The sequence below is a fragment of the Mesorhizobium sp. M7A.F.Ca.US.006.04.2.1 genome, from assembly GCF_004022915.1.
In the GTDB taxonomy this organism is placed as follows: Bacteria; Pseudomonadota; Alphaproteobacteria; order Rhizobiales; family Rhizobiaceae; genus Mesorhizobium; species Mesorhizobium ciceri.
The window spans coordinates 1-26635 of record NZ_RZQA01000008.1; the positions used below are offsets into that span (position 1 = coordinate 1).

25 protein-coding genes and 1 pseudogene are annotated in these 26635 nt (G+C 61.3%); 9 read left to right on the plus strand and 17 right to left on the minus strand.

What is annotated here, in order from left to right; all coding sequences use genetic code 11:
- From EN925_RS01080 to EN925_RS01090, 3 genes are all read left to right on the plus strand, one after another.
- The coding region (locus tag EN925_RS01080) for a putative metal-binding protein (protein ID WP_128336277.1) at positions 1-502 on the plus strand (502 nt) is incomplete at its 5' end.
- A complete protein-coding gene (locus EN925_RS01085) occupies positions 499-987 on the plus strand; it encodes a Mov34/MPN/PAD-1 family protein (RefSeq protein WP_024505652.1) in 489 nt (162 codons plus the stop codon). The genes EN925_RS01080 and EN925_RS01085, both read left to right, overlap by 4 nt.
- A 3-nt stretch (positions 988-990) precedes the next feature.
- On the plus strand, positions 991-2550 hold the full coding sequence (locus EN925_RS01090; RefSeq protein WP_024505651.1) for an E2 ligase fold family C protein: 1560 nt from the start codon (positions 991-993) through the stop codon (positions 2548-2550).
- Positions 2551-2756: 206 nt separating this feature from the next.
- Here EN925_RS01090 and EN925_RS01095 read toward each other — a convergent pair whose 3' ends face one another.
- From EN925_RS01095 to EN925_RS01125, 7 genes are all read right to left on the minus strand, one after another.
- The gene (locus EN925_RS01095; RefSeq protein ID WP_063169237.1) at positions 2757-5225 is read right to left on the minus strand and encodes a S8 family peptidase; all 2469 of its coding nucleotides are present in this window, start codon (positions 5223-5225) and stop codon (positions 2757-2759) included.
- 17 nt (positions 5226-5242) lie between these two features.
- The gene (locus EN925_RS01100) at positions 5243-6229 is read right to left on the minus strand and encodes an ATP-binding protein (RefSeq protein WP_024505649.1); all 987 of its coding nucleotides are present in this window, start codon (positions 6227-6229) and stop codon (positions 5243-5245) included.
- 355 nt (positions 6230-6584) lie between these two features.
- Positions 6585-8555, minus strand: coding sequence for a relaxase/mobilization nuclease RlxS (gene rlxS / locus EN925_RS01105; RefSeq protein ID WP_063169238.1), 1971 nt, complete (start codon positions 8553-8555; stop codon positions 6585-6587).
- A 178-nt stretch (positions 8556-8733) separates the two neighbouring features.
- Positions 8734-9417, minus strand: coding sequence for a lytic transglycosylase domain-containing protein (locus EN925_RS01110; protein ID WP_024505647.1), 684 nt, complete (start codon positions 9415-9417; stop codon positions 8734-8736).
- Entirely contained in the window at positions 9405-9953 is a 549-nt protein-coding gene (locus EN925_RS01115) for a S26 family signal peptidase (protein ID WP_024505646.1), read from the minus strand. The genes EN925_RS01110 and EN925_RS01115 overlap by 13 nt, the downstream gene beginning before the upstream one ends.
- Entirely contained in the window at positions 9950-10219 is a 270-nt protein-coding gene (locus EN925_RS01120; RefSeq protein ID WP_024505645.1) for a helix-turn-helix domain-containing protein, read from the minus strand. Before EN925_RS01120 ends, EN925_RS01115 begins: the two co-directional genes overlap by 4 nt.
- Before the next feature lie 181 nt (positions 10220-10400).
- Positions 10401-10724 carry a DUF736 domain-containing protein gene (locus EN925_RS01125; protein WP_024505644.1) on the minus strand — a complete coding sequence of 108 codons (324 nt, stop codon included), beginning with the start codon at positions 10722-10724 and terminating at the stop codon, positions 10401-10403.
- Between the two features lie 1420 nt (positions 10725-12144).
- On the opposite strand from EN925_RS01125, the pseudogene groES reads away from it, so the two are divergent.
- Positions 12145-12438 (plus strand): annotated as a pseudogene (groES, locus tag EN925_RS01130) (co-chaperone GroES); the annotation flags it as partial.
- A 65-nt stretch (positions 12439-12503) separates the two neighbouring features.
- Positions 12504-14159, plus strand: a complete 1656-nt coding sequence (groL, locus tag EN925_RS01135; RefSeq protein WP_128336279.1) for a chaperonin GroEL — start codon at positions 12504-12506, stop codon at positions 14157-14159.
- Between the two features lie 157 nt (positions 14160-14316).
- Here groL and EN925_RS01140 read toward each other — a convergent pair whose 3' ends face one another.
- From EN925_RS01140 to EN925_RS01150, 3 genes are all read right to left on the minus strand, one after another.
- Positions 14317-15318 carry a zincin-like metallopeptidase domain-containing protein gene (locus tag EN925_RS01140; protein ID WP_063169241.1) on the minus strand — a complete coding sequence of 334 codons (1002 nt, stop codon included), beginning with the start codon at positions 15316-15318 and terminating at the stop codon, positions 14317-14319.
- A 732-nt stretch (positions 15319-16050) separates the two neighbouring features.
- Positions 16051-16356, minus strand: a complete 306-nt coding sequence (locus tag EN925_RS40495) for a thioredoxin domain-containing protein (protein ID WP_126057771.1) — start codon at positions 16354-16356, stop codon at positions 16051-16053.
- A gap of 150 nt (positions 16357-16506) precedes the next feature.
- The gene (locus tag EN925_RS01150) at positions 16507-17721 is read right to left on the minus strand and encodes a cation:dicarboxylase symporter family transporter (RefSeq protein WP_210326676.1); all 1215 of its coding nucleotides are present in this window, start codon (positions 17719-17721) and stop codon (positions 16507-16509) included.
- A gap of 706 nt (positions 17722-18427) precedes the next feature.
- Here EN925_RS01150 and EN925_RS01155 point away from each other — a divergent pair.
- Positions 18428-18817, plus strand: a complete 390-nt coding sequence (locus tag EN925_RS01155) for a hypothetical protein (protein ID WP_024505560.1) — start codon at positions 18428-18430, stop codon at positions 18815-18817.
- A 189-nt stretch (positions 18818-19006) separates the two neighbouring features.
- Here the strand turns inward: EN925_RS01155 and EN925_RS01160 are convergent, their stop codons facing one another.
- From EN925_RS01160 to EN925_RS01165, 3 genes are all read right to left on the minus strand, one after another.
- Positions 19007-19252 carry a hypothetical protein gene (locus tag EN925_RS01160; protein WP_063169243.1) on the minus strand — a complete coding sequence of 82 codons (246 nt, stop codon included), beginning with the start codon at positions 19250-19252 and terminating at the stop codon, positions 19007-19009.
- Positions 19253-19426: 174 nt separating this feature from the next.
- Positions 19427-19561 (minus strand): hypothetical protein, encoded by a 135-nt coding sequence (locus EN925_RS41430; protein WP_256754986.1) that lies wholly within the window; start codon positions 19559-19561, stop codon positions 19427-19429.
- Positions 19554-20024: a hypothetical protein gene (locus tag EN925_RS01165; protein ID WP_224570941.1), complete on the minus strand. Its 471-nt coding sequence runs from the start codon at positions 20022-20024 to the stop codon at positions 19554-19556. The genes EN925_RS41430 and EN925_RS01165 overlap by 8 nt, the downstream gene beginning before the upstream one ends.
- A 599-nt stretch (positions 20025-20623) precedes the next feature.
- On the opposite strand from EN925_RS01165, the gene EN925_RS40500 reads away from it, so the two are divergent.
- Positions 20624-20872, plus strand: a complete 249-nt coding sequence (locus EN925_RS40500) for a DUF6074 family protein (protein ID WP_063169245.1) — start codon at positions 20624-20626, stop codon at positions 20870-20872.
- Between the two features lie 365 nt (positions 20873-21237).
- On the opposite strand, the gene EN925_RS01175 is transcribed toward EN925_RS40500, so the two are convergent.
- The 4 genes from EN925_RS01175 to panB form a co-directional block, all read right to left on the minus strand.
- Positions 21238-21870 carry an acyl-homoserine-lactone synthase gene (locus tag EN925_RS01175; protein ID WP_063169246.1) on the minus strand — a complete coding sequence of 211 codons (633 nt, stop codon included), beginning with the start codon at positions 21868-21870 and terminating at the stop codon, positions 21238-21240.
- Positions 21871-21962: 92 nt separating this feature from the next.
- The gene (locus tag EN925_RS01180; RefSeq protein ID WP_063169247.1) at positions 21963-22682 is read right to left on the minus strand and encodes a LuxR family transcriptional regulator; all 720 of its coding nucleotides are present in this window, start codon (positions 22680-22682) and stop codon (positions 21963-21965) included.
- A gap of 98 nt (positions 22683-22780) precedes the next feature.
- Positions 22781-23689 (minus strand): pantoate--beta-alanine ligase, encoded by a 909-nt coding sequence (panC, locus tag EN925_RS01185; protein WP_063169248.1) that lies wholly within the window; start codon positions 23687-23689, stop codon positions 22781-22783.
- A complete protein-coding gene (gene panB, locus EN925_RS01190) occupies positions 23686-24522 on the minus strand; it encodes a 3-methyl-2-oxobutanoate hydroxymethyltransferase (RefSeq protein WP_063169249.1) in 837 nt (278 codons plus the stop codon). The genes panC and panB overlap by 4 nt, the downstream gene beginning before the upstream one ends.
- A gap of 171 nt (positions 24523-24693) precedes the next feature.
- On the opposite strand from panB, the gene EN925_RS01195 reads away from it, so the two are divergent.
- Positions 24694-25656, plus strand: coding sequence for a membrane protein (locus EN925_RS01195; RefSeq protein ID WP_024505567.1), 963 nt, complete (start codon positions 24694-24696; stop codon positions 25654-25656).
- Positions 25657-25718: 62 nt separating this feature from the next.
- A partial coding sequence (gene nadA, locus EN925_RS01200) for a quinolinate synthase NadA (protein WP_128336280.1) occupies positions 25719-26635 on the plus strand: 917 nt, incomplete at its 3' end.

Here is a 26635-nt window from a genome sequence, read left to right on the forward strand (position 1 = left end):
GGCGACCTTTCCGCGCGCTTTCTTCATTTTCGCCAGCCCCAAGTTAAAGCCACGGGTGGTCAGCGCAGCGAGCGAGGTCGACTTCACCGACTACGACTTAAGACCACCGTCCGTGGTCTTCGTCGATCCGTTTACGCGTCATCCGATTGCCCGGAAAGATCTATACCTGAAAATGCTTAGACGTCCGCCGCTGCCCGGAACGCCGCCGGAGATGATAGGAGCTCTCATCCAGCAGAACGCCGTGCCGCTGACGGACTTCATCCAGGCCAACAGTCCCGAGGACGAACCATTCCTGTGCATGGCGGGCGTCCGGGAATACCACGACAATCCAGCCCATTCAGGTGATCCATGGCTGCTTCATCGGGGTTCTGGCGAAGGCTGTTTGGCCTTCATCCTGGACAAGATCATCAAGTACGGAATCGTTCCTATAGAGCAGTTGCAGATTCAACTCCAACCGACAATCGTAGGAATGGTGGTATCCCCTCAGGCGATACAAGAATGACTGGTTTGAGAGATGTAACGATCGTGACTCTCCCGCGCGGCTGCATCTCGACCACGCATGGGCATCTGCGCTCAGTTGGTCGCGAGGGCAATGAGGGGATGGCGCTCTGGGTCGGCGTTCAGCAAGAGCGGCACTTTGCCGTAACAGAGACGGTTATCCCGGCGCAGCGTCACATTCGGACAAACGATGGCGTTTGCGTGATCGTTGCGGCCGAAGAACTGCACCGGCTCAATGTCTGGCTCTACAAAAGCGGCCTGAAACTCTTGGCCCAGATTCACAGCCATCCGGGCCGCGCCTACCATTCGACGACGGACGACGCTTATGCGGTTGCTACCACGGTTGGGTGTCTGTCGCTGGTAGTGCCGAATTTCGCCCGCGAGCCTTTCGATTTTGCTCGGGTCGCCGCCTATCGGCTTGACGAAAAGGCCAAATGGAATGCGCTCCCTCCCGCGGCACTGTCGCGAATGATCATGATATCGAGTTGAACAATGGCATTCGCTAACTTCATCGATCGCGCCGCCACGGCGGCATCTCAGGTCCTGGCCGATTTTCATCTGGGAGACTTCAAAGCAGCTCTTGAAAAGCAGGTCGTGGCAGTCGCCTTCGACCATCAGGCCGCTTCCTGCGCCGAAGGCCAGGCGACACTAGATCTTGCGGTGAGATTGCTCGCTAGGCTCTACCCGGTTCTGGCGATACTCCCGCTGGACAGCGCGGCGAGCTCTCAAGCCCAAGCGCTGGAGCGCTTGGCAAAGTCGATCAATCCAAAAGTCGGCATCCGGCGTTCCGGCAAGTCTGCCACCGTCTGCGTCGTTGCAGGGGTAACGCGCCCATCACTCCGGTGCCCGATCTTTTTCGTGGGATCGGACGGTTGGGCGGCAAAGCTGTCGCGTACGGACCCGGTGGGCTCTGGCCCAAGTCTGCTGCCTTATGGAGCTGGCGCCGCCAGTTGCTTCGGCGCCGCCAACGTCTTTCGAACTATCTTCGCTGCCCAGTTGACCGGCGCCGAGTTGGACGAAACCATCGACCTCTCGCTATGCAGCTACGACAAGACCAAAGCCGGAGAGCCTGGCCCGATCGACTTCCCAGTCGACCTTGGCGAAACCCACCTCGTTGGGCTCGGTGCGATAGGCCATGGCTCGCTTTGGGCGCTAGCGAGACAACCCGATCTCAAAGGTCGTCTGCATGTAATCGATCACGAAGCGATCGAACTCTCAAACCTGCAGCGCTACGCATTGGCTGGCCAGGCGGAGATTGGTATGTCCAAAGCGGTTCTTGCAGCCACCGCCCTTAGATCGACTGCCCTTGAGGTCGAGGCGCACCCTCTGACGTGGGCAGAATATGTTGCGCGCCGGGGCAATTGGGTCTTCGACCAAGTGGGTGTGGCGCTTGACACCGCCGCCGACCGTCTGGCTGTCCAAGGTGCACTGCCGCGATGGATCGCAAACGCTTGGACGCAGGAGCACGATCTCGGTATCTCCCGGCATGGTTTCGATGACGGCCAGGCTTGCCTTTGTTGCATGTACCTGCCATCCGGAAAATCCAAGGACGAGCACCAGCTGATTGCCGAGGAACTCGGAATACCGGAAGCACACGAGCAGGTGAAAACGCTCCTGCAGACCAATGCCGGAGTTCCCAACGACTTTGTAGTTCGCGTGGCTACAGCGATGGCTGTGCCGTTTGAACCGCTAGCCCCGTTTGTCGGCCAGCCCCTGCGCTCCTTTTATCAGCAGGCTATCTGCGGCGGTCTGGTGTTCCAGCTTAGCGAAGGAAGTCGCCGCGTTCGAACTGTGGTTCCGATGGCCTTTCAGTCGGTGCTTGCCGGGATTATGCTTGCCGCGGATTTGGTCAAACATAGTGCGGGGTTTCCCATGAGCCCGACGACGAGCACTCGGGTGAATCTTCTGCGCCCCCTTGGCTCTCACTTGCACGATCCGAAGGCCAAGGACTCCAGCGGCCGCTGCATCTGTAGCGACGACGATTTCATTGCCGCTTACAGGCGCAAATACGGCGAGCGCGTTGATCAGGTAAGCGATGTCTCGGCCGCCTAAACAGACGCGCACCTCTCCGTAGACGCAGGGGGCGCGGCTTGTGGGCGTGACCATGGGCGCCATTATCACACGCTTGGCCCGCTCCTTTGCCGGCCTATCGTCCTCCGCGCATGATCCCTGTTGCCGACGTGATGATCCAGCACCAGCCGCCATGGCACCAGAGGCTGGTCAAACCTCCGTTGTTGGCCGATTTGGACAGTGCTGCATCAGGTCTCGACCGACGTCTCGACAGTCAGGGCTGCTTCGACGGGTGTGAAGATGTCAACATCGACCCCAGGCGCCCGCATCGTCACAATCAGGGCGTACCGAGCCAGAGCGTCGACGCGTTCCAGGTAAGGCTTCTCCTTCCACCAGCCCCCGACCGGGAACACGCCGATCGCATCACGCTCGGCGAGATCGGCGGCGCTGCCCGACCAGAAATCGGCGTGCAACGAGCCGCGATCGCGGAAGGTGCCGAGCAGCCACTCTTCTCCGCCTCCAGCAGGCGCCCCTTCCTCCTCGTCCCGAGCGGCCTGATTGATGCGGGCTCGGAATTCGTCGACTGTCTCGGTCGCTGACTTTACTCTGAACCGAAGACCATGGGACGCGTAACGATGCCGGCGGGTCCATCCGCGTTCACCGGGGTTGGGTTCGATGAAATAGGACAGCGTGACGCGGAGCTCGACCTGGGCAGCGCCGAGCGCCGCGAGCTGCTCCTTCGGCCAAGGCAGGCGATGCAGCTTCATGTCACGCGTTTTGGCAGCCGCGCCGCCCTCGCGCTGGAAAGGCTGAAGCTCATCTTCAACGATAAGCGTGAGGTCGTTCACCGTTGACAGAAGCGCGCGCCCAAGATCTGGCACGCCGTAACCATAGCGCCGCACGAGCGCCTGGATCTCGCCCTTCGCTCCGTTGCACGCATCGATGCGTGCGCGCATCGCCGGAGTCCATTCGGCCGAGTGGACGATCAGGGCGCGAACCGTTTCAGGCCACAGCTCGGGGCGCGCTGATAGAATTAGTCCCGCCATCCGTGCGGCATGGGCCGTTGCCGCGCTCGTATCTCCGAGGGTGGTGAAGTGGCGCAGTTCGGGTCGATAGAAAGTGGTCAATATCTGCAGATCGTCGATCGGCTCGCCAGGCAACACACCGTCATGGGCGAGATTGCCGCCTTCGAAGACGACCTCGGGCTTCACCGGCCACTGCCTGTCCCAAACGACCGAAGTGCGACTGCGCGGCGAGAGCTCGCCGACCGGCGCGATCGGAGCGTAGCCCGCAAAGTCGGTGTCAATGATATCGACCTTTTCTGTGAAAGCGCCGACCGTCAGCGCATTCCAGGCCTGAGAAGGATCATCGACTGCTTCCAGATCGTTGCGCGTCAAATGCTCGGCCGGCATGAGGTCATCGCCGATGTTGCCGGCAGAGAGAACGATCAAGCGTCGCTGCTCCTCTTCGAAACAGAGTTGGTCGATAGCGGCAGACCACGATGTGGGCCTTCCACGCGCCGGACTGGCGCTTGTCACAGCCATTGCGATCGCGCGGCGGCGCTCCGGCGCCTGCACCTCGGCGCGGGCGATCGCTTCCGCGGTGATCGAGCCATAGAGTTCTGGATCGTTTGCCTCGTCTTCTGGCGGAAGGATACGGACACTCTCCAGCCGAAAGGGCAATGGAACTGGATCGCCTCCGACCAGGAGCGGGACCAGATCACCGTACAGGCCGACACCTGCCATTCGCGTCCCGTGGCCGCTCCACGCAGGTGTGTCGTCGCTGCCCCATGCCGGTTTGACGGTGTGCCAGTCTTCAACGGCAAGTGCGGGTTCGATCAACGGGTGGGTGCGACGTACGCCGCTGTCGAGAATGCAGACCGCAATATCGGATTGAGGCGGTCTGACGCGCCCGAGAAGCTCGTCGCTCCAGTCCCTTTGCTCCGCGCCGCCAAGGCCCATGAAGAAGGACGGCGTATCCTTCGCGCGCCGCAGCTCGGCGACGACATCGCTGTGCGCAATCATGCGGTCGAGCATTGCCGTGCTGGCGAGTGCCAGCATGACCACCCGCTCCGGAAACCTGACCGCATGCGTGCGCAAAGTGATGTTCAGGGCTTCGGCAATGTGCTCGAAGTTCTCGCGGCGACCGTCGCGCAGCCAGACTTCCCACCACACCTGCTCGTCAGCGGCCTGGGGGAAGAGGTCGTCGTGGTCGGTAAACAACGATCGTGCAGTCGCCAGCCTGACTGTCTCCATGCGGGAGACGAGCGGCTCGTTGCGCGGTCTGCCGCGGTCAGTGTCAACGTCTCGATACGCCTCGACTTTCCGCAAATAATAGGCTTGCGCGCTTTGCGGCAGGAACACCGACGCTGTGATGGGAGCACCGGGTTGAGTTGGCTCATGGACGGCGACCAGCTCCATGTGCTGGCGACGATCGGCCAACTGGTCGAGGGCCGCCCGTCCGGACATGGGCAGATCGATCTCGAGGTAAAAGCCAGGCGTGCCGACCGACAGCTGGGGGTCACGCGCCGCAATCTGCTGGCGTGCACTTTCGACCGCTTGTTCGATGGATTGCGTCAAGGCCGCAGCATGCGACGCCCGATCACGCGCCGGCAGCGGCGGTGCATGTATAAGTTGGTTGGGCCGCCGATAGGCTTCCCGAATGCCGTTGTTGCGAAGGTGGATATGGGCGCGGTCGCGCGGAAAATCGTCTGCCATTATGATCTGTGCTGTCGCTACTCAGACAGCGAAGCCTGCCGGCGTTCCTTCAGAGCGTCGATGAGCGCTTCCGAGGTGATCCGCTTCCCCCCCCGCAATATGATGGTTTTTGCAGCGTCGTCGGCCGCGCGGGTGATCTCGGCCTGCGACAGTCTCTCTGCCTGAGAGATCGCCTCGTTCCAGGCAAGCCCTCTGGTGTCGAAGCGGTCGAGTCGAGCCCGAAGCAGCGCCTCGATAATCGGCCGATCGGGCACGGCGTATTCGATGACATCGTCGAAACGGCGGAACAAAGCTCTGTCGAGCAGCTCGGGATGATTTGTTGCCGCAATAATCAGGCTGTGGCTGTCGTCTTGCTCGAGAAACTGCAGAAACGAATTCAGCACGCGCCGAATCTCGCCAACATCCTGGCGTTCGCCTCGACGCGCGCCGATGGCATCGAATTCGTCAAAGAAGTAGACGCCCCGCGTCGCCTGCATTGCATCAAAAACAAGCCGCAGCTTTCCGGCAGTCTCTCCCATGAACTTGGTGATCAAACCATCGAGGACGATCATGAAAAGGGGCAGATGAAGCTCCCCGGCCAATGCCGATGCGGTCATCGTCTTGCCTGATCCTGGCGGGCCGACCAGAAGCAGTTTGCGACGGGGAACAAGCCCGTGCTCGCGCAAGCTTGCTTGTTGGCGCTGCTCTCCCAGCACGCGGTGCAGGCGCGAGCGCAGACTGTCCGGCAAAATCATGTCCGTCAGTCGCAGGTCCGGATAGCGCACATGCAGGAGGCCTGCGAGTTCGCCCTTTGGCTGAAAAAGGGGAACCGGCCGACTGCTCTTGGCAATCCGGGCGTCCCTGCTCTTGGCTGCGTCGACCAGATCCTTGAGCTCCTGAGCAAGCTTGCCATGGCCTTGACGTGCCTCATGCGCAGCAAGCTGCATCGCGATAGAGAGGAAACGATCCTCGTCGCCGGCAATGTGGCTTTTAAGCAGCGTCACGATATGGCGGGCCGTGGTCATGGCTCTCTTCTGGGGTATCCGTTTACTTGGCGAAGCGCATGCAACCTAAACGCTTTCAACGGCGATTTGTAACGCGCAATGGTGTTTTTTCTCTTGTCGATGTTCGCCCGTGGCAACTTCAGCGGTGAACTGTTGCGCCGCGGTCATAGGCCAGCCGGAATAACGCCGGCCAGCAGACAACAGTCCGCATCTTCGAGCGCTCGAAGTCTGGCCACTCACGCAGCGTGTCGGGTCCGAACGCTCCAAAGCCGCCCCGCCTGGCAGGTCCATGCGACCGATTGCGGGCGTGCGGCCATAAGGTCTACGCGGGCTCGCATGGCTGCCCGCGCCGCTGGCTAAAAAGCTGTACACCATCTCACGAAACACCAGGTCCGCTCCTTTGCCGGCCGACGGTCCATGAAATCCCCTCCCCACTCACGACACCGGAGACCTCCTTGCCCACATGGCGCTCAAGCACCGGCCGCCATGGCACCAGCGTGAACTCGCGCGACTTTTCAACGACGGCATATTTTCCGCTGGCAAGCTCGACGGAGCGGCGGAGCGTACCCTCTACTCGTCCTCCGAATCGCGCTTCGGCATAGGGCAGGCCAAGTTCCTCCGACAGTTGGCCAGCAACACGGTTCAGTTCTCGCTGGCGCAGGATCGAAAGCATGTTGGCTCGATAGACGATCCCATCCTGTTCTTTATGCGCGAGGCCTTGCGCGATCAGCCACTGCCGCCGGCGAGCTTGCGCCTCTCTCACGTCGCGGCCGAAGCCGGATCCGTGCAAAGGCTCGGGTCTATCGGCAACCAGCTCCCGGTCGAGCCAGGTGGCGCCGTTGAAGCTGACCTGTCGCTCCAGCGCCATTGAGGAGAGCTTGTCGGCAACGACAGGCTCGGCCCTGGCCCGCTGGCCCTCATAATTCGCGACGCGATCGAGATGGTCCGGCGCGATGAGCCAGGTGCCGTTCGGCTCTCGCTCAACGCCGCCGGTCGCGCGGCGGATCGCCTCCAGCCGCCGCACATGCGTTCGCGCAAAGCTCTCGGTGGCGGATGGGTCATGCTTCAGGTGCATATCGACGTCGTAACGGCCGCCATGCGCGGCGGCGATTTCGGCGATGGTACGATCGACCTGCCTCGGCTCGGTGTTCCTTGGCGCGACACGCACGATGCAGCCATTAGGCATCGTTTCCATCGCCTCGCCTCTACCGATGTTGATCCAATGGCTCTTACCGTCGACGGCGTCGACGATCATGTAATGGCGGTCATTGATCTCGTCGGCCAGTCCACGCGCGACAACGCGACCGACGAGAGACTGGACGGGCTCGCCGGATCGATCGTGGATCACCCAGTCGGCGGCCCTGCGGGCAAGCCCCTTGCCGGTCAGTTCGCGGTGCATGGTCTTGATGATGTCGCCGCGTTCGCCGGTGCGGCGCAGCGTGGCTTCGAGCTCATCGTCGAGGCGCCAGGAGCCAGCGCCGACCTCCGCGGCCAGACCCATCCGCTCGAGCTTGCGCAGCCGTCCCTGGTGCAGCGTCTGGCGAATGGCGTCGGGACCGCCCGGCGAGACCAGGCCGTCATCATCACGCATGCTGAGCAGCCGACGGTCGATGCTGGTGAAGCGTTCCTGCTCCATTTCCCGGCGCAGGCGAAGCTCAATCTCGCGGTCGGTTCGCGGACCGAGATCGAGGCTGACCAGCTCGGCCGCCCGCTCGCGGATGCCAGATGAGATATATTCGCGCGCGATGACCAGGTTCTCGCCACGGTCGTCCCTGCCACGGACGATGATGTGGCTGTGCGGGTGGCCGGTGTTGAAATGATCGACCGCGACCCAGTCGAGCTTCGTGCCGAGGTCTTCCTGCATCTGCGCCATGAGCCGCCGCGTCAGCGCCTTGAGGTCGTCGTACTCGATGCCGTCTTCGGCAGCGACGATGAAGCGGAACTGATGGCGGTCGCCGTCCGCGCGATCGATGAACGCCTTGCCGTCGACGCGGCCGCTGTCGGCGCCGTAGAGCTCGCCAGGTTCACCTTCGCGGGTGACCCCGTCGCGCTGAAGATAGCGTAGATGGGCACGCGCCCCGTCCGCGCCCTTGCCGGCGAGCTTGACGACCCGCGCCTTGACGATCACCCGGCGCTGGCGGAAGGCGGCATACCGGTCGCGCGATTTCAGCAGTGCGGCGGCCGCCCCGCCGCGCCCTGTCCGGCTTCCTGTGAAGCGACCACCGCGTTGCGGCCGGCCGCCAGCCCGGTTGATCGCCGCACGAACCTGGCCGGCATAGCGTTTGCCGGCCTTCGAGCCGCGCGACCCGATTTTGCCGAGCTTCGGCCTGAACTCGTCATCCTTAATGCGAGCCTCCCAGACATATCAAGCAAAATCAGACACTTACACGTCAAACCCTCTTGGCACCGGCGGCAGCCTCCCGGAAAAACGATGTGCAGACAAAGATTTAACCGCCTCCTGGAGGCGGTACCTTTATCTTGCCTTCCGCGCCCAGCCCCGCCAGACGCGCCCCCGTCCGCCATGGCTAACGCACCGGCTCCTTCGGCTGCGCGCCGTCCTTGCCGAGCGGCACGAAGAGATCGCCGTTTCGCACGCCTGAGTGAACACCGTCATGAATGAAGAACAGCGACCGTCCGAGAGGAGCGATTTGCGCCTTTGGAGCGACAGATTGGCTTTCGAACGCCTCGATGTCGGCCGCCGAAACTCCGGCCGCCTTGAGTTGGTCGAGGTACTCGACGGTCTCTTCTGGCAGCGGTTTGCCACGCTTCAAATGCTCGTCGTAGCGCTCGGGACCGGCATTGTAGGCGCCAAACAGGCCAGGAAATCCGAAGCGGTCATACATGGCACTGAGATAGGCCGTGCCGGCCAGGATATTGTCGCGCGGATCGTGGGGGTTAGGCCCAAGGCCGTGTTCGACCCGCATCTCTTCATAGGTGCCGGGCATCACCTGCATGAGGCCCATGGCGCCAGCGGGGGAGGTGATGGGGCGGCCGCCGCGCATTGTCTTGCCGCCGCTTTCGGCAGCCATGACGGCATAGATCCAGGCTTGGGGAATATGGAAGCGCCGGCTTGCTTCCGATACCAACGTCTGCCACTTTCGCAGCTGCGGACTTTGGGAGATGGCGACCGGCTCAGCGCCGGTCGAGGCGGAACAGGCGCATGGCGCAATGGCGATCATGCCCAACAAGAGGAGGGTCACTCGGTCCATAGTGGTACGAGCCTCCCGATGACATTTTGAGTGGGAACAGGCCCGAAATAGCGGCTGTCGAAGGAGCGGTTTTTGTCGCTGCCGAGCAGGAAAACCTCGTTATCCCCGAGCGCTCGGCAGCCGTTCCACCATGGCAAAGGTCGGCCTTCGGCGTCGATTTTGAGCCGGCGCGCGACGATGTCGCCGCCGATGATGATGGCGTCATTGAAGGCGCAGACATTATCGTCCGGCAGCGCTGCAAGACGTTTTGCCAGCGGCACATTGCGAGGCAGATAGCTGCGCTCGGCGGCGAGATACGCCGCGTATTCAGGCGGGCGCACGAGCACGAGATCGCCACGCGCCAGCGCTCCCGCAGCGATGCGGTAAAGGCCGATCGGCGCGCTGGCCGAGGCGTTCCAGACCAGCCAAGGGGCGGGCTTTCCCAGCGCCGTGAAGCCCAAAAGACCGAGACCGGCCGCGGCCAAGGCGACCGTCTTACGGGCTCGAACACGCCTCAGGCGGCTGCCGATCAGATGGATGGAAGGGCGCCGCCTCATGAACGGCCTCCCGTGCCGCCCTGGCCGGAACCGGCCTTGCCATCGCCGGCGATGGAGTGCTGCGGGTGTCCTTTCGACCAATGGTCGAGTTCGTCGATGTGATAGCGGACATAGCGGCCGTGCTTGCGGAATTTCGGGCCGCCGCCCTTGAGCCGCATCTTTTCGAGCGTGCGCTGGGAGAGCCCGATATAGAAGGCGGCTTGGGCTGTGCTGAGAAACGGGCTGCCCTTTTTCGCGCGGGCCGCGCGTTCGTTTTCGTCGTCCATGATGATCCTCGTTTCGCTTCGGACAAGCGAGGGCGAGGATGGGCGAGGGAGATCGTCTCGGGGACGGGCGAAGAGTCGGGGGAGAGTTTTCGCCGCCCTTTAGGGCGGACGGGGTTTGGGTGGAACTCCTGGGAATGAGCCCCGCGCCGGGGCTGCGGCGCGAGGCTCTTATCTCGGCCGGTCAGTCGGCCGGGTTCCAGATGATGGCGTAGGTGTCGTGATCGTCCTGGCCGGCGGCTCGGCCGAGATTGGCGTAGAGCTTGCGCGGTCCGAACTCCGGCGCTGCAATCGACAGGCTCACATAATCCTTGCCGGAAGTCTCGCCGGTGCGGATCCAGCCAGCGCCGACTTCGACCCCTTGCGTAAGCACCCGGAAGTCGGGATGGTTATCGGCGCTCTTGGCCTGGTTGGGGACGATATCGATGTCGGCGCGGACGCTGAGCGTCTTGAACTGGCCCTTGTAGGCGCCGTTTTCCTGCTTGTTGACGTAACCGATCGCGGTCATTTCGAAGTCTCCTTTTGTGGTTTCGCCGGGGACCATCCCCTGCGATGGCGCACCGTAATGGGCGCGTCAGGACCGCCTGAATCCGACAGGGCCGCAGCGACAGTGAAGGACCCGAGCGGGCAGCTTTTTTGTGAGCGAAGCGGCGCGAGGAAGCCGCCGCAGGCGGCGGGGAAAAAAGCTGATGGCGCGAGGGTTTCGGGCGGCCGGACCCGCCCATAGGTCGACAAGCCAGCCGCAGGGATGGTCCTTGGAGAGAGCATGGAGACCGCTCGCCAAGTGCGGTCTGTCAGCCAAGCAGGACGCCGGGATGAAACGGCCTGCAAAGATGCTGCGCCCTTATGCCGGATCGAGATCGTGCCAGCGGGTCGGGCGCCAGAGCAGACATCCGGCATGGTGCGATCTATGAAAGCAGGGCTCGCCAGCGGGAATTTGATACGCGAGGGGGCCAAAGTAAGGCTGGATGAGAAGCCGGTGCTACCTGCAGGTCCAGTGTCATGTGGCGGCGCTCGGGAAACCGCTACGCAATGTAACGCGCTCTTATGAGGCGAACAGACCGGCCCCAAAACCGATCGACCGGTGGTCGGCGCGAAACGCGTCATGCCTGTCCGAAAGCTGACAGTGGCAGAAGACGCATGTCGGGTTCCGCACAATTGACCATGCTGGATTTGTGAGGTTTTCAGGGAGAGCCATGCGTTCACTTCCCAGTGAGCTTTGGCACGGCATTTGCTCTTGATGTGGCAACACGGATCGAAGGTTGACTGCATGCACAAGCGCGAGATGAGCAATGCTCTCCTTTCCTGGAGGCTTGGCAGCAGATTCGATTTGACGTTGCGAGGAGCTTCAGCCGCTCGCGGCGGAAGTGATCTCAAATCTGAAGGCACCGTTGGGGCCGCAGCCATCAAACACATCTTTCTCTTTTTCGCAGCTCGTCTTCAACGCGATGCGGACTTCTTCGCGTCGACGGCGGCCGAAGGTGGAGAAGGGGCTCGACTTGCAAAAAGGAGTTGTCAATGACGTCTTACGTTCGCACCAACAGCCCGGCGCAGGTGCGCTCACTGTCCACCTTTGGCAAGCATCTGCAAAGGAGCGTGCTGACGGCGACGCTGCTTGCCGCGGCTTCGACGGGAAGTGAAGCGCAGCCCTATGTTCGTGCTGACGGCAGCACGACTGACGACTTGGAAGCGGCGCGAGCAAGTTGGCGTCATGACGCCGAATTCAATGGAAATGTGGGGCTCGCAGCCATCAACGCGGATGCCGCGTATGCGTTGGGTTCCACCGGGGAGGGGGCCAGAGCTCCTCGCCTGCCCTCGTCCGTCTTGACGAGTGCCCGCTTACAGCCTACCTCACTATCGCGTTAGCACTCGTCCATCGCGAGTGCTAACAAAAACCCCTCAACAGCGCACCAGGGAAAAATCCGAAAATGGCAAAGTCGAAGTTCCGCCCGCTGCATGACCGCGTGGTCGTTCGCCGGGTCGAATCCGAATCCAAGACCGCTGGCGGGATCATCATCCCCGACACGGCAAAGGAAAAGCCGCAGGAAGGCGAGATCATCGCTGTCGGCTTCGGCGCTCGTGACGAAGCTGGCAAGCTGGTCCCGCTGGACGTCAAGGCCGGCGACCGCATCCTGTTCAGCAAGTGGTCGGGCACGGAAGTCAAGCTCAATGGCGAAGACCTTCTGATCATGAAGGAATCCGACATCATGGGCATCATCGGCTCATATCAGGCCCTTTCGTCAACTGAATTCCCGGGCTCGATTGAAGCCCCTGCCAGGAGCTAAAAATGGCTGCCAAAGACGTAAAATTCTCCCGCGATGCCCGCGAGCGCATGCTGCGCGGTGTCAACATCCTCGCTGACGCGGTGAAGGTCACGCTCGGCCCCAAGGGCCGCAACGTGGTCATCGACAAGTCGTTCGGCGCCCCGCGCATCACCAAGGACGGCGTCACCGTCGCCAAGGAAATCGAGCTTGAGGACAAGTTCGAAAACATGGGCGCGCAGATGGTCCGCGAAGTTGCTTCGAAGACCAACGACATCGCTGGCGACGGCACCACGACCGCGACCGTTCTGGCGCAGTCGATCGTCCAGGAAGGCCACAAGGCCGTTGCCGCCGGCATGAACCCGATGGACCTGAAGCGCGGCATCGATCTGGCCGTGACCGAAGTCGTCTCGGCGCTCGGCAAGGCTGCCAAGAAGATCAAGACCTCCGAGGAAGTTGCCCAGGTCGGCACGATCTCGGCCAATGGCGACGAGTCGGTCGGCAAGATGATCGCGGAAGCGATGCAGAAGGTCGGCAACGAAGGCGTCATCACGGTTGAAGAAGCCAAGACCGCCGAGACCGAACTCGAAGTCGTCGAAGGCATGCAGTTCGACCGCGGCTATCTCTCGCCCTACTTCGTCACCAACGCCGACAAGATGGTTGCCGAACTCGAGGACGTCTACATCCTCCTGCACGAGAAGAAGCTGTCCAACCTCCAGGCCATGCTGCCGGTTCTCGAAGCCGTCGTGCAGACCTCGAAGCCGCTGCTCATCATCTCGGAAGACGTCGAAGGCGAGGCTCTGGCCACGCTGGTCGTCAATAAGCTGCGTGGCGGCCTGAAGATCGCCGCCGTCAAGGCGCCGGGCTTCGGCGATCGCCGCAAGGCCATGCTGGAAGACATCGCCATCCTCACCGGTGGCCAGGTCATCTCGGAAGACCTCGGCATCAAGCTCGAGAACGTCGGCCTCAACATGCTCGGCCGCGCCAAGAAGGTGTCGATCTCCAAGGAGAACACCACCATCGTCGACGGCGCCGGCAAGAAGGCGGAGATCCAGGGCCGCGTTGCCCAGATCAAGCAGCAGATCGAAGAGACCACTTCGGACTACGACAAGGAGAAGCTGCAGGAACGTCTCGCGAAGCTCGCGGGCGGCGTTGCGGTGATCCGCGTCGGCGGTGCGACGGAAGTCGAAGTCAAGGAAAAGAAGGACCGCGTCGATGACGCCCTCAACGCGACCCGCGCGGCCGTCGAAGAAGGCATCGTTGCTGGTGGCGGCGTCGCGCTGCTGCGCGCTTCGGCCAACATCAAGGCCACCGGCGTCAATGCCGACCAGGCCGCCGGCATCAACATCGTGCGTCGTGCGCTGCAGGCTCCGGCCCGCCAGATCGCGGCCAACGCCGGTGCGGAAGCATCGATCGTTGCCGGCAAGATCCTTGAGAACAAGGGCGCGACCTTCGGCTACAACGCCCAGACCGGCGAGTATGGCGACATGATCGCCATGGGTATCGTCGATCCGGTCAAGGTTGTCCGTACGGCTCTTCAGGACGCGGCCTCGGTCGCCGGCCTGCTCGTCACCACCGAAGCCATGATCGCGGAGGCTCCGAAGAAGGAGTCGGCTGGCGGCGGCATGCCTGGCGGCATGGGCGGCGGCGGCATGGGCGGCATGGGCGGCATGGATTTCTAATCCAGCTCTGGCAGCTTTCGCAACGAGAGGGCGGCATCAATGCCGCCCTCTTTTTTTGCGAACCTCGGTCCGATGAACGATCGACGCCAACGCCGGCCATCGGCGTTAGGGCAACCTCAAAAGAACTGTCGAGTTGGTTGCGCGCGGCTTTGCGTCATCAGAGGCGCAAGGCGGTCGCGTGTGAGGATTGCGCGCTCCCATAGGCGGTTTCGGCATGTGCCTCGCCTTCGACATCGACATTTCGGCCAAGCAGGAAATCGGCGGCTTTCGAGGCATGGCTTGCGGCGCGGAAGATGGCGCGGTTGTCCTCGCGCAAAACCGTCAGCCATGAGCCGATGTAGTCGGCATGGCGCACGGTCGGCTCGATGCCGAGACTGCTGCAGATGAAGGCTGATGCGATTTCGGCGACCAGTTCCTCGCGCGCATAGGTGTTGGACCCGAAGGAGCCGGACAGGTCGCGCGCGAGTCGCCTCGGGTGGCCGGTCCAGTGGCCAAGCTCGTGAAAGCAGGTCCGGTAATAGTCGATCTGGTGGAAGAAAGCCGGCTGCGGCGGCACCTGTATGGTGTCGCTGCCGGGCATGTAGAAGGCGCGCTCGCCGCCGACGCGAAAATCAGCGCCGGTTGCATGAATGAGCGCCTCGGCCTGCGGGACCATCTCGCGCTCAGGCAGAGGCTCGCCGGCGGCGTAAAGATGTTCGGGCAGATTATCGCACTGCGCGACATTGAAGACGGTGAAGCGCTTCAGGAAGGGCACCGCCTGCGGTTCGTCGCCATCGGTGTCGGCGCGTTGCTTTTCGTTCTTGGGAACAAAGCGGTCAGCGTGAACGATGGTGGTGCCGTGCTCGCCCTTCCTGACATTGCCGCCAAGCGAAAGCGCCTGCCGGAAGGTGAGCCAGTTCTGGCTGGGGAAACCGCGCTCGATGACCGCGCCCCACAGGATCAGGATATTGATGCCGGAATATCGGCGCTGGGTGGCCGCATTCCGCGGCAGGCCGAGGCCTGTCCTTGCCCTGCCCCACGGCTTGACCCATGGCACGGTGCCGCGCTCCAGTTCGGCAATGATGCGGTCGGTGATTTCCTGATAAAGGCTGGCGCCGGTGCGCCCGCCGCTGTCTGCGCCAGCCTGTCGGCTGCCGCAACGTTTGTTGTTTGCACGCATCGTGATGTCCTCCGCTCTACAATCGCGCGCCCTCCCCGGAAGCGGGGTGGGCGGCAAAAGCGACCGGAAAGGCCCGCCGTCGGAGGCGGACTGCATCAGCAGGACCGGAACGGAGTGGAGGACCCGAAAGCGACAAGCGAAGGGTTGCGGGACGCCGCGGCGGGCCTAGAAGGGAGTGCTGCCCACCCTGCGCCAGGGGGAAGGCCACAATAGAAAGACGCCGGCCGACAGGCCGGCGACCGTCAGCAGCCGAAGGCTGCCCCGCGCCAGGGGGCGATGCCGCAGGGCCAAGACCGCCTGAGCTTGCCGAAGAAAAGCGGGCTCGGTTCACGAGCACCCGGCCAGCGACTTCAGGCGCGGGCGCTCAGGATTGTTGTTGGCGCCCACGGCAGCTGGATGACCGCAACAAGATTACGAGGAGCGACAGCAAAGCCAGCTGCCACAAACGGCACGCTCCGGCAACAACAGCGTGGCCGGTCTACAGATGCTGCCCCGCACGAGAGCCAGCACGCTTTGAGCGCGCATCGGCGATGCAAGCGTTGCAAGCTGGCCATGTCCACAAGGTCGGCGACCACTATATCGCCGACCACCAACGCGGGCGTACCGTCTAAGTGCAGACCTTTCGCGAGTGCGCGGACGCGCGCATTTCATCTGCGATGGCCGGATCTTGCATTCCCGCTTGAGCTGCTCAACGTCAAGGCCTACACGCGCTGCGATCTTGAGAGTGACCCTTCAACTGGGGGAAATCATAAGGGCGCGGTGGAATTCGTCGAACTTTCCCTGTTTTCTCGAGGCGAGTGCGGCGAAGGCTGGGAATTGGGAATCCGGTCCCAGGACCGGGAACTGTTTGATCACAAGCTTCAGATTGGGCTCATGCTTGAAGGCTTTTTGGTAGTTGATATCAGCCAGTCTGCAATGCGGACAGTTGTGGTAGTCATTGAATATGACCAGAACGGCATCGCCTTGCGGGTTGCCGGCGATTGGCGAAGGAGATCGTTGTCGAATGCGCCGCTCCACTTTTGCCTGTCGGTCGACCACGCCTGCCGGTGCAGGTTCGCGCTATATTGGCTCGCCAGCAAGGCGAGGAGTAAAAGAAGAGCTGCGACAGTGATGGCAGTCGGCTTAGACATGAGTCTCCAATCCATGGACGGCGTGGCAGCAACGGCCGCCTTTTTGGTGTAAAATGGGTCAGTTTTGATCGTGCCCCGCAGTTGCTACAGGCGCACAGGTGCCGGTGCGATCTGGCGGTTTCTCAAATACGGCTTTGCGCCATCGGGTCCACCCCAATAGCTGAGCGTCGTTCGCACGGGGAATTGTGTTCACCACGCCGGGCGACTTGACCGTCCACCGCCAGAGCGCTGAACGGTCCGCTAGTGAGGCGCTCCCCGAATCGTCGTTTATCCCGCTCGCCCCGGACCGGGTGACAGCCAGCGTTGCCGCTACGCTGCGGAGAAAAACCGTCAGCGCGTGGCATTCGGACATAAGCTGATCGACGCCAAGAATAAGCCCCACGGAGGTGACCGGTGCGGCCGGAACAAGAAAGAGCGTTGCAGCCATTGTGACGAGGCCTGCACCGGTAATGCGGGTTGTTCCGTTCGAAGGGAACAATGCGACAAACAGCATGAGGATCCGGCAGCCGATCGGGAGATCAGTTTTCGTCGCTTGGGCGATGAAAAGGGCGGCGAGCATCATATTCGTGCCGTCCAGATTGAATGGAATGAGACCCACGACCGAATGCGTGGCGCCGGCCTTTTCCATCTTCTCCATGAGCGAGGCCAGCGCGGCCTCTGAGGAGGACATTGCGAGCAGCAGCTCGTCCTTGATGTATCGGACGAGAGAGAAGAGCGAGCGGCCGTTGTAGCGGCAGACCGCGCCGAACAGGATCGAGAGGAACAGGACCGAGAGGAACAAGACTTGCAGGATGTCGCCTTCCGCGAAGGCACTGGCAATCGTTGACGGGATGATGTTCATCAGGAAGCTGGTCACGGACTGCTCGTGAGCCGTGGCCACATAGCCCTTAACGGCTTCGACATCGAGCGAGGCCGGATCGATGTTGAGGCCGGCGCCAGGCTGAACGATATTCGCGACAATCAGCCCGACAAGGAGTGCTAGCGTCGAGAAGGTAAGGAAATAAACCATCGCCTTGGCGGCAACTCGGCCGACCTTCTGCAGATCGCTCATGCCGGCAATGCCGGTCGCCATTGTCAGGAAGATGACAGGTACGGTGATTATCTTGACGACATCGACGAAGGCATCGCAGAGCGGCTTCAGGCTGTGGCCGGTCTCCAAATGGAAATAGCCGATTGCGGCACCCAGGATTATGGCGGCAAGTACCTGCACGTAGGTCCGGGCAAAATGGCGCTTGCGGGGCGCTAAGATCGCGCGGGGAACTCTTGGAACCAACACCGTCTCTCTCCTTGACCGGATCGGGGTGGGGCTCCTCCCTCTCCCATGCAGTGCTCCGGTCGAACGCTGCGCCCACTTCGGCGCAAACGATGTGCCAAATAGCAAGAGGGGAAAACGCGCAGGACCTCACGCAATGCTTGCGATTCGCTCTCCCACACTCGTGCAGTGGTTGCCTGTCGCAACTATGGAAGGGTCGATTCTGGGAACTCCAAAGGCCGCTCTTTGCGTCGACGCAGCTTGGCTGCCTGGAAGGTTCCCTCTTTGCCTTGCGGTCTGCGAGCTGGGTCCAGATGGTCATCATTTGGCTGCGCGCTGCACGGGGCTCGAAAGATTCAATCGAGGACGGGTCCTCTTGGAAAACGGGGGCAGCGTTGGTCAAGCCCTTCCACCCTGCTGTCCCAATGGTGTTCAGAAGCTCAGTTCACGATCAAGCGATGGATCAGCGTCATCTGGCGTTTGCGCCATCGCGGCGGCGTTGCAACGGGTCTGCCAAAGATGAGCAGGCCGCGAGGCAGGGTCCGAGACCTAGACTCCAACCTCATAGCGCGCTCGGCTCGCGTTCGGAAGGTTCGAACCGCAGCACGATCAGGTGGCGACACCGTTGGTCGGAACCGGAACCCGACGAATGATCGTTCGTGACCGACATCTGTGAACAAGCAGTATGTGTCATTGCAATCACCACCCGTTGCGCGGAAATGCCCATATGGCCGTGAATGAACTGGATTTGGTGATTTTCCAGATGGCGGTGGAAAGCGTCCGCTTGCTCTCTTCAAGCTTTGATGAGAAGGCGGCTGAGATAGCCACGAGGAGCCGTGGTAGCCTTCTTTTTGACGTGCGGGTGGACGGTGACCTGGAGGTCCAGCGAGTCGCAGCCATTGGATATCCAGGCGACAAGATCGGTGTGGTGGCATTGGACCGAGAGGGCCTTGTTAGCTGTTGTTGCCTTGTCAATGGCACCTTCTCACCTTTCATTGCACCGTTGGAGAACTGGACCAGCATGCCCCTTTCGATGCAGGCCCAGATCGATGTCACAGGCTATGCGAGGCTCCTTCTGGCCGCCTTGCGAAATGCTGGACATATGCTGGACAGGTAGCATCGCGATGATGTCTGTGATGAGATGGTGCAAACGGCTGGATGAGGCGATCGCTTGCTGGCAGCTTTGGCAACAAAGCGATCGGTGAGTTCGCAATGCTGGAACACGTCCTTTAGACTCTGCAGTTAAGTTAGCGGACTACCATCTGACGAATGCCCTCTGACAGTCTGCATGGCGCGGCATGCCCTCTTAGGAATGCAGCCGTGGTTCTACACCATCGGCTGTTTTTGTGTCGAAGGCGACGGGCACGCCATGAACGAAGGAAGCGGCCGCCAACAGTTCCTCCAACTCGCGGTCGGTGGCCTTGCATGCCGGCATTAGTGTTCGGATGGCGCGGATCGCCTGCGCCATGGAGAGAAAGCGGACCCTTCCCCTGGAAAGGACATAGGCTTCTGCGGCTTTTTCGACGGTGACGGTGTGAAACGAATTGGTCATGACGAATTCCTCCCTGAACCCTGACCAACCCGACTTATGGCACGAATTCGACCGCCTTCAAGCCTATGTCCGATTGCGGACAATCGCTGCGATTCGTTCAAAACCGCTGATGCTTTTGGGCGACCTGGTGAGGGGCAAGGAGACGTCGGCTGAACCCGTTTCAACCGACATGCTTCAGGCAGCGGCCAGGCCGAAATAACGCTGCTCCTCCTTGTCATAAGCGCCATGTGTGAGCTTTATCAATCCGGCACGGTCGATGATCGTGATCTCGCCGCGCTTGGCGTGCACCAGTCCTCGATACTCAAGCATTTGCAGGGCCGTGGTGACCCCGGGCGGTGGGCGCGAGCATGGTCGCCAGAAATTCATGCGTCGGGAGGATCTTATCTCCTTCCGCACGGTCGTGGACCATCAGCTGCCAGCGGGCCAGCCGTTCTTCGACCTTGGAGTGGCCATTGACCAGTGCCGTCCGGCATGATTGGACGAGGAACGCGTGGGCATAGTCCAGCACTGAGGTGCGAAGCGACGGGCTAATCGCAGGGCGAAGGTTTTCAACCGGCAGGCGCCAGGTAGTGCTTTCCTTTCCGAGAATGACGGCAATTCCTTTCATCCCGTCATAGCCGACAATGCCGACTTCACCTTGCCGCCCGCCGGTCATGGTGGCGACCACCGACGCGATGCCCCTCTCGGGAAAATATACGTTCTTGATCGGCTGATGCGCGACCTCCAACTTGTCCTTGATGCCCGGTTCGACGTGATGCAGCGATGGTCGCAAAAGCGCGAAGTCCTGCGGGGTGAGGGCTTCAGCACCTGGTCGCGAAAGAGGGATCGGGCAAGGCTCTCTTCCAACGGGGCAAGAGCGCGTACGTCTTACTGTCGGCTGCACCGAAGTAAATGCCGGCCGATGCCAAAGCATAGGCTTCGAAACGCGCGATTGCAAAGCCCTGTCGGGGCAGTGCAGTCATGCTAGAAGTCGCGCCGCCTACGATAGGCAGCGGATGACATGATTCCCTTCTGCGGCGGCCACCAAGAACGGCTCGGGCACGCTTTAATCGTTCATACACAAGCTCGCAGGAATGTAAGCAGCGGAACAGTCGGGTGATTCGTACCGCCCTGCCCTTTCAGAGATCAAGTCATTGGACGTCAATTCGGCTGGAACGCCTCGTCGAACGGCCCAGGAAAATGCAGCCGGATGAGCAATGGTGGTTCACCTTATGTGCGGTCCCGGATATGCGGTCCGGCGGCTCATCTCCCAATGGCTTGTCGATGGGGAAGTGGAACTCGTCATGTCGCCGCGAACCGTCACCGCGCTAGCGGGGCTCTTTTGAAGACGCCGGTGTTTTTCTTTGTGGAACTGAATCTGTGAGGTGATTGATGCATGAATCAAACATTTGCGTATTTCCGCTGCATCGGCGACGTATATTGGTCGAAAGTATCGCCCAGGCCCTCGAGACCAAGAACGGCGAGGCGGCGAGCGCGTTCTGGCGCTGTGCCGCCAAGAAAATGCTCATTCAATTGTCCGATGTAGGAATTGCGCCAGAGCTCGCTGCGCAGGAGGTTGGAAGCCTTCTTCATGCGGTCTTGGACGACATGGCCAACCGAACGGTAATGCACAAAGCATAGGCTCGGGCGCTGTTGGACCGCGCGTCAGCTCGGGTCCTTATCGGGGGACTGCTCCGACTGGCCGACGGTCCGGCCAAACCGGCATACCGGCAAAGCTTTGAGGTTGCGATCGCTCACGGCGGCCGGTCCAATATTCTAAGACGACCTCAGAAGCCACGTTGGCTTCTTTGGACGAAGCGGAGGGGCGCCATTTTGGCGTGCTCACGCTGGACTGCGGGTTGCGCCTACGGAAATCCAAAGTCCGGCCGCGCGAGCCAATCGACCGGAACAGTCGAAAGCTCGTGGGGCGGGTCCGCTCACCCTCACGGCGGCGGTGGCGGCCGTGAGCAGACTTAACTCAAGTCACGGCTGAGCATCCGCAGGCGCTATGCCGATTGGATGAGAACTGGTTGCCACAACACCGGCCCGTTGAGGCGTCCCCTCCAGCGGATGCGCAAGAGACTGGCGTAGGAAATATCGAGGAAGCCGGCGACTGCCTCGGTGTTGCCGACCTGCTTGGGCTGTCCGATACGTGACAACGGCCAGGTCGCGAGACGAAGGATCCTTTCGATGCGCGTATCTGTCACCGTTACGATCCCGGAGAGATTGTTGGCCAAGCCGAATTCGATGATCCCCGCGAAGAGCTCGTAGGTTGCTTGGGCCAGGCCGCCAGCTGCCTTCGGCGCTGTCGCAGGGAGATCGAGCGCGAAACGACTACTCTCCCAGATATCGGCACTCGCAGGGACCACCATCTCATCCAGCAGCGTCGGAAACGTATCGCGCAACATTGTCGGTCCGGTGGTCGGCAAAAGGCGGACGCAGCCGCAAGTTCGCCAATCGGACCCCTTGAGAAGCAGGTAGACGGGGTTCAGGCTGTCAAACGAGTCCGTTTCCATTTCGCCTTCGGTCTGCACTTCCCAATCGAGCCGCTTCTTGAAAACCCGATACCTAAGTCCGTGCATTTCCTTGAGTTCGCTCGCAAACTCGGCGTAGCAGTCGGGTGTTATCAGCTGCATCATTGTCGTCTCCGTGCGGGATGTGTCCACGCAATCGAAGGGCAAAGCCGTCATGAATGCAGCCTGTAGACCTTTACAGCTAGACTTGGAGAGGATCAGGATCTCGCCCGAGCAGCCATCCGCACTACGGCCTGGTTGATGGTTCGCACGCCAAGCTTCGCCTTGGCGTTTTCCTGATGGAAGGTCACGGTGCGTTTCGAGACACCGAGAATCTGGCTGATATCCCAGGCCGACTTGCCGCACGCCGCCCATTTCAGGCACTCGAACTCCCGCCGGGTGAGCATTATGCCATCTACCACGCAATCTTCGGCGAGCCTGCGCCGGGCATGGATATGAACGTTGATCGCAACCAGTTGCATTGCTTTTTCGTAGCGCGTCAGCGACCTCAGAAATGGCGGATGCGCCTCGTTGGAGGCGAAGGTCAGTGCGGCGAACCGGCCGCGATGATCATGCATCGACATGGTCAGTCCGCCGCGAATGCCGAACTCAGCTGCTTTTTCCAGGACTTCCTGCTGAGAGGTCGGCAAATAACGGTGATCGCGGTCCACACCCCAGTCGAAGGTATCCCAGCCCCGCAGTCCCCGCAGGATCACGGGATCCACGCTGTGGTAGCGCTGTTGCAGGTAATGTGATGTCCATGATGATGGATAATTCGAGATCAATCGCGGCCTGTCGCCGGAAGCGGATGGGTAGGTGAAATAAGCGAAGAGCGGAAAGTCGAACCCGGCTGCGGCGGACGCCATTGCCTCATGGAGATCGACGGCATCGACGCTTGCAGAGAGTTGCTCGACCAAGGTTTCAAATACGCGATGCATCTGCGCTTAGCGTACCTCGCGGAGGTTGCTGGAAGCCGACGGAGACGTGGTTCTAAATGATGGCCTGTCCCTGCAGGGCATACGACGCGCCGCCGTCATCACCGCAATTGCTGTGCTGCTTCCGATTGGAGAGAGCTCCGCCCACCTGACCAACTACCGATGGGTGATATTGCGACGTTATCGATGAGCCGCGTGTCGCCAAGCCAAGCCGCAGCAAGCAAGCGTGCCGGTCGGTCAAGGCTTGCTAACGATTGCAGGTCTGTTTCTCCGCGAAGCTCCAGGTATTCGAGCTCGCGATAGCCGGCAGCCAGAATTGCTGCACGCGCTTCATCAAGCGTAGGCAGGATGGGGGAGCCGCGTGCAAGCCGCTCGGCCGTATCGAGCAGGACCGATGCTAGTTTTGGGGCAATGGCGCGTTGGGCTGGGGAGAGCCGCACGTTACGCGACGATAGCGCAAGACCATCGGCTTCGCGGACTGTCGGACAGGGCACAATAGTGATCGGAATGTCGAGATCCCGGACCAAGCGCCTGACAAGCTGAAGTTGCTGAAAATCCTTTTCGCCAAAAAAGGCGAAGTCAGCGCCGGCCTGCAGGAAGAGCTTGGCCACGACCGTCGCCACGCCATTGAAATGGCCGAGCCGGAATGCGCCGCAAAGGCATTCGCTGATGCCGGACACTGAAACGGCCGTGGCGAAGCCCACCTGGTACATTTCCTCTGTGTCCGGCACATAGAGCAGATGCGTGCCCAGCAGAGCGAGCTTGGCAGCATCGTCGCTTTCCGTCCGAGGGTAGGCAATCAGGTCGGCGGGGCTGTTGAACTGCTTGGGGTTTACGAACAGCGTCACGATCACCCGCTCGGCCCTTTCGAGCGCCTTCCGCACGAGGCTCAGATGCCCGTCGTGCAAGGCTCCCATGGTCGGCACAATACCGATCGTGGCACCCGAGCGACGCCATTGCGCAACGACGCCGCGCAGCTCGCTCACGGTTCGAGCGATCGGCACGCTCATGTGAAGTCACCGGCCTTCAAGGCGTTGACATAGAGATGTTCGACCGCCGGAAAGTGCCGGTTCCGCATATCGGTGGCGTAAGCGGCGATTGCCGCCTCAGCCTGCTCACCGAGCTCGGCATAGCGTTTGACGAACTTCGGCCGAAATGAGGTGAAGAGCCCGAGCATATCGTGGCTCACCAGAATCTGGCCGTCGCAAGCTGGCGAGGCACCGATGCCGATGGTGGGTATGTCGATATCGGCGGTTATCTGCCGTGCAAGCTGCTCCGGTATCTTTTCCAGCACCAAGGAGAAGGCGCCAGCTTCAGTTACCGCCCTGGCGTCGCGCCTGATCCGCTCTGCATCGGCTCCCCGGCCCTGCACACGATAGCCTCCAAACGTGTTTACCGCCTGCGGCGTCAGGCCCACATGGGCCATGACAGGTACGCCGCGCGCGGTAAGGAAGCGGATGGTTTCCGCGATGGTCTCGCCGCCCTCGATCTTTACCGCTGAACAACCGGTCTCACCCATCACGCGCGCAGCGTTGCCGAAAGCGTGCTCTGGGCTTTCCTCGTAGGAACCGAAGGGCAGGTCGACGACCATCAGCGCGTGTTCAAGGCCGCGGCGAACGGCCTGTCCGTGCATGATCATCATGTCGAGCGTGACCCCCAGCGTCGACGACAGGCCGTGCAGCACCATGCCGACGCTGTCGCCGACAAGAACGATGTCGCAGTGGCGATCGAGCAGCCTCGCGACCGGCGTGGTGTAGGCCGTCAAGCATACAAGTGGCGTCTGGCCTTTTCGCGATCGAATATCTGGAGGAGTCATCCCTTTTATCTCACCAGCCGCGCTCAACCGAGGCCCCTTCCCTTACGTTACCAACAGCGGGTGTCGCGTTTGGCATATTTTTGTGCGACTGCGAAGAGCTAAAAACAGCGCTTGAGTACTCCGGTGTTGACGTGCTGGCTTCCAAGGTTACATTCAATCGATTAAGGCGCTCCGTTGGGCCAACCCGCTTTCGCAAACATGGATCCTCAGACAAGAAGAACCAAGAAAGGCAAAGCCGCCGTCAAAGCTGACGAAGCCAAAGTGGACCTGACTGCCGTCGTGGTCGCCGTAAACGACAGTGAGCCCTGTGTCCTCACAGTCGGTCATGCGGACACCCTCCCTTCTGGACCTTTTGCCCTTGAGCATCGATCACTGCAGTCGGGTTTGAGGGGGTGGGTGGAGCAGCAGACCGGCCATGCACTTGGATACATCGAGCAACTCTACACCTTCGCCGATCGCGATCGCATCGGCACTGAGCGCCACCAGCGCGTCATCTCAATCAGCTATCTCGCATTGACCAGGAAGGAACAGGCAACGAACTCGGCCGCGTGCGGCTGGCAAAGTTGGTACGAATATTTTCCCTGGGAGGACCACCGCTTCGGCACGCCGCCTGTGCTGCTCGATAGATTGCGGCCCCGCCTGATTGAGTGGGCCGGCGGCGCCAGCGAGCCGACCACTCAACGCGAGCGCCGGCAGCGCGCTGCGATAGCCTTCGGCTTCGACGACCGCCATTGGAACGAGGAACTCACGCTCCAACGCTACGAGTTGCTCTATGAAGCTGCTCTGATTGAGGAGGCCGGTGGCGGCAGGGACGCGATTGCGGCCGCGGCTGGCAAACCAATGGTCGCTGACCACCGTCGTATTCTGGCAACCGGGATCGCGCGGCTGCGTTCGAAGATCAAATACCGGCCGGTCGTGTTCGAGCTTATGCGGCCTTCCTTCACGCTGCTGCAACTGCAGCGAACCGTGGAAGCTTTGGCTGGCAGGCTGATCAACAAGCCGAACTTCCGGAGATTGGTCGAGCAGCAGGAACTTGTTGAGGAGACCGGGGAGACCTCCCTCGACACGGGCGGCCGACCGGCGAAGCTTTATCGCTTCCGGCATGCCGTCCTCGACGACAGGGCTATCGCCGGGACAAAATTACCGCTGGCGCGGGCTTGACATACTTATAGTCAAGGTAGATATATTCCCTTATTGTCAAACCGAATATAATCGAGGCGCCAATGACTGGGGCGTTACCTATGGCTGCGTCCTTGTATGAGCGTGTCCGGCGGGTGATCCCACCCGTTGAATGGCCCGCGTTCGCCGGCGATATTGAAGCCATCTTAGCGCTGAAGCGTGAGCGCAATGCGGTGGTGCTGGCGCACAATTACCAGACGCCCGAAATTTTTCATTGCGTGGCAGACATCGTCGGCGACAGCCTGGCGTTGGCCCACAAGGCGGTGACGGTCGACGCCGACATCATCGTGGTTGCCGGCGTTCATTTCATGGCCGAGACGGCAAAACTGCTCAATCCGAACAAGACCGTGCTCATCCCGGATCTCCGCGCCGGCTGCTCGCTGGCCGAATCGATCACGGCAAACGACGTGCGGCTAATGCGGCTGCGGTATCCGGGGGTCCCCGTTGTTACTTACGTCAACACTTCCGCCGCCGTAAAAGCGGAGTCCGACATCTGCTGCACGTCCGGCAACGCCAAGGCGGTGGTGGAATCGCTTGGCGTGGCGCGTGTGCTGATGCTCCCGGACGAATATCTGGCGAGGAACGTGGCAGCCGATACAGACGTCGAGATCATCGCCTGGAAAGGCCATTGCGAGGTGCATGAGCGCTTCACCGCAGCAGACATCCGGGAACTGCGCGATGCCCATCCAGGCGTCATCGTGCTGGCCCATCCAGAATGCCCACCAGACGTTGTCGCGGAGGCGGAGTTCTCCGGCTCGACCGCGGCGATGTCGGATTATGTCGAGCGTGAGAAACCGAAGCGTGTCGTCCTTCTGACCGAATGTTCGATGAGCGACAACGTCGCGGTCGCGCATCCCGACGTCGAGTTCGTTCGCCCATGCAATCTGTGCCCGCACATGAAGCGCATCAACCTGGCCAACATTCGCGCCGCACTCGAGCAGAACCGGCATGAGGTCCGGAT

Bases quoted from the DNA above. Each gene is read 5' to 3' on its own strand.
- EN925_RS01085 (WP_024505652.1), top strand. From the start codon at position 499: ATGACTGGTTTGAGAGATGTAACGATCGTGACTCTCCCGCGCGGCTGC.
- EN925_RS01090 (WP_024505651.1), top strand. From the start codon at position 991: ATGGCATTCGCTAACTTCATCGATCGCGCCGCCACGGCGGCATCTCAG.
- EN925_RS01095 (WP_063169237.1), bottom strand. From the start codon at position 5,225: ATGGCAGACGATTTTCCGCGCGACCGCGCCCATATCCACCTTCGCAAC.
- EN925_RS01100 (WP_024505649.1), bottom strand. From the start codon at position 6,229: ATGACCACGGCCCGCCATATCGTGACGCTGCTTAAAAGCCACATTGCC.
- EN925_RS01110 (WP_024505647.1), bottom strand. From the start codon at position 9,417: ATGGACCGAGTGACCCTCCTCTTGTTGGGCATGATCGCCATTGCGCCA.
- EN925_RS01115 (WP_024505646.1), bottom strand. From the start codon at position 9,953: ATGAGGCGGCGCCCTTCCATCCATCTGATCGGCAGCCGCCTGAGGCGT.
- EN925_RS01120 (WP_024505645.1), bottom strand. From the start codon at position 10,219: ATGGACGACGAAAACGAACGCGCGGCCCGCGCGAAAAAGGGCAGCCCG.
- EN925_RS01125 (WP_024505644.1), bottom strand. From the start codon at position 10,724: ATGACCGCGATCGGTTACGTCAACAAGCAGGAAAACGGCGCCTACAAG.
- groL (WP_128336279.1), top strand. From the start codon at position 12,504: ATGGCTGCCAAAGACGTAAAATTCTCCCGCGATGCCCGCGAGCGCATG.
- EN925_RS01140 (WP_063169241.1), bottom strand. From the start codon at position 15,318: ATGCGTGCAAACAACAAACGTTGCGGCAGCCGACAGGCTGGCGCAGAC.
- EN925_RS01155 (WP_024505560.1), top strand. From the start codon at position 18,428: ATGGCCGTGAATGAACTGGATTTGGTGATTTTCCAGATGGCGGTGGAA.
- EN925_RS01160 (WP_063169243.1), bottom strand. From the start codon at position 19,252: ATGACCAATTCGTTTCACACCGTCACCGTCGAAAAAGCCGCAGAAGCC.
- EN925_RS41430 (WP_256754986.1), bottom strand. From the start codon at position 19,561: ATGCTTGAGTATCGAGGACTGGTGCACGCCAAGCGCGGCGAGATCACG.
- EN925_RS40500 (WP_063169245.1), top strand. From the start codon at position 20,624: ATGCATGAATCAAACATTTGCGTATTTCCGCTGCATCGGCGACGTATA.
- EN925_RS01175 (WP_063169246.1), bottom strand. From the start codon at position 21,870: ATGATGCAGCTGATAACACCCGACTGCTACGCCGAGTTTGCGAGCGAA.
- EN925_RS01180 (WP_063169247.1), bottom strand. From the start codon at position 22,682: ATGCATCGCGTATTTGAAACCTTGGTCGAGCAACTCTCTGCAAGCGTC.
- panC (WP_063169248.1), bottom strand. From the start codon at position 23,689: ATGAGCGTGCCGATCGCTCGAACCGTGAGCGAGCTGCGCGGCGTCGTT.
- EN925_RS01195 (WP_024505567.1), top strand. From the start codon at position 24,694: ATGGATCCTCAGACAAGAAGAACCAAGAAAGGCAAAGCCGCCGTCAAA.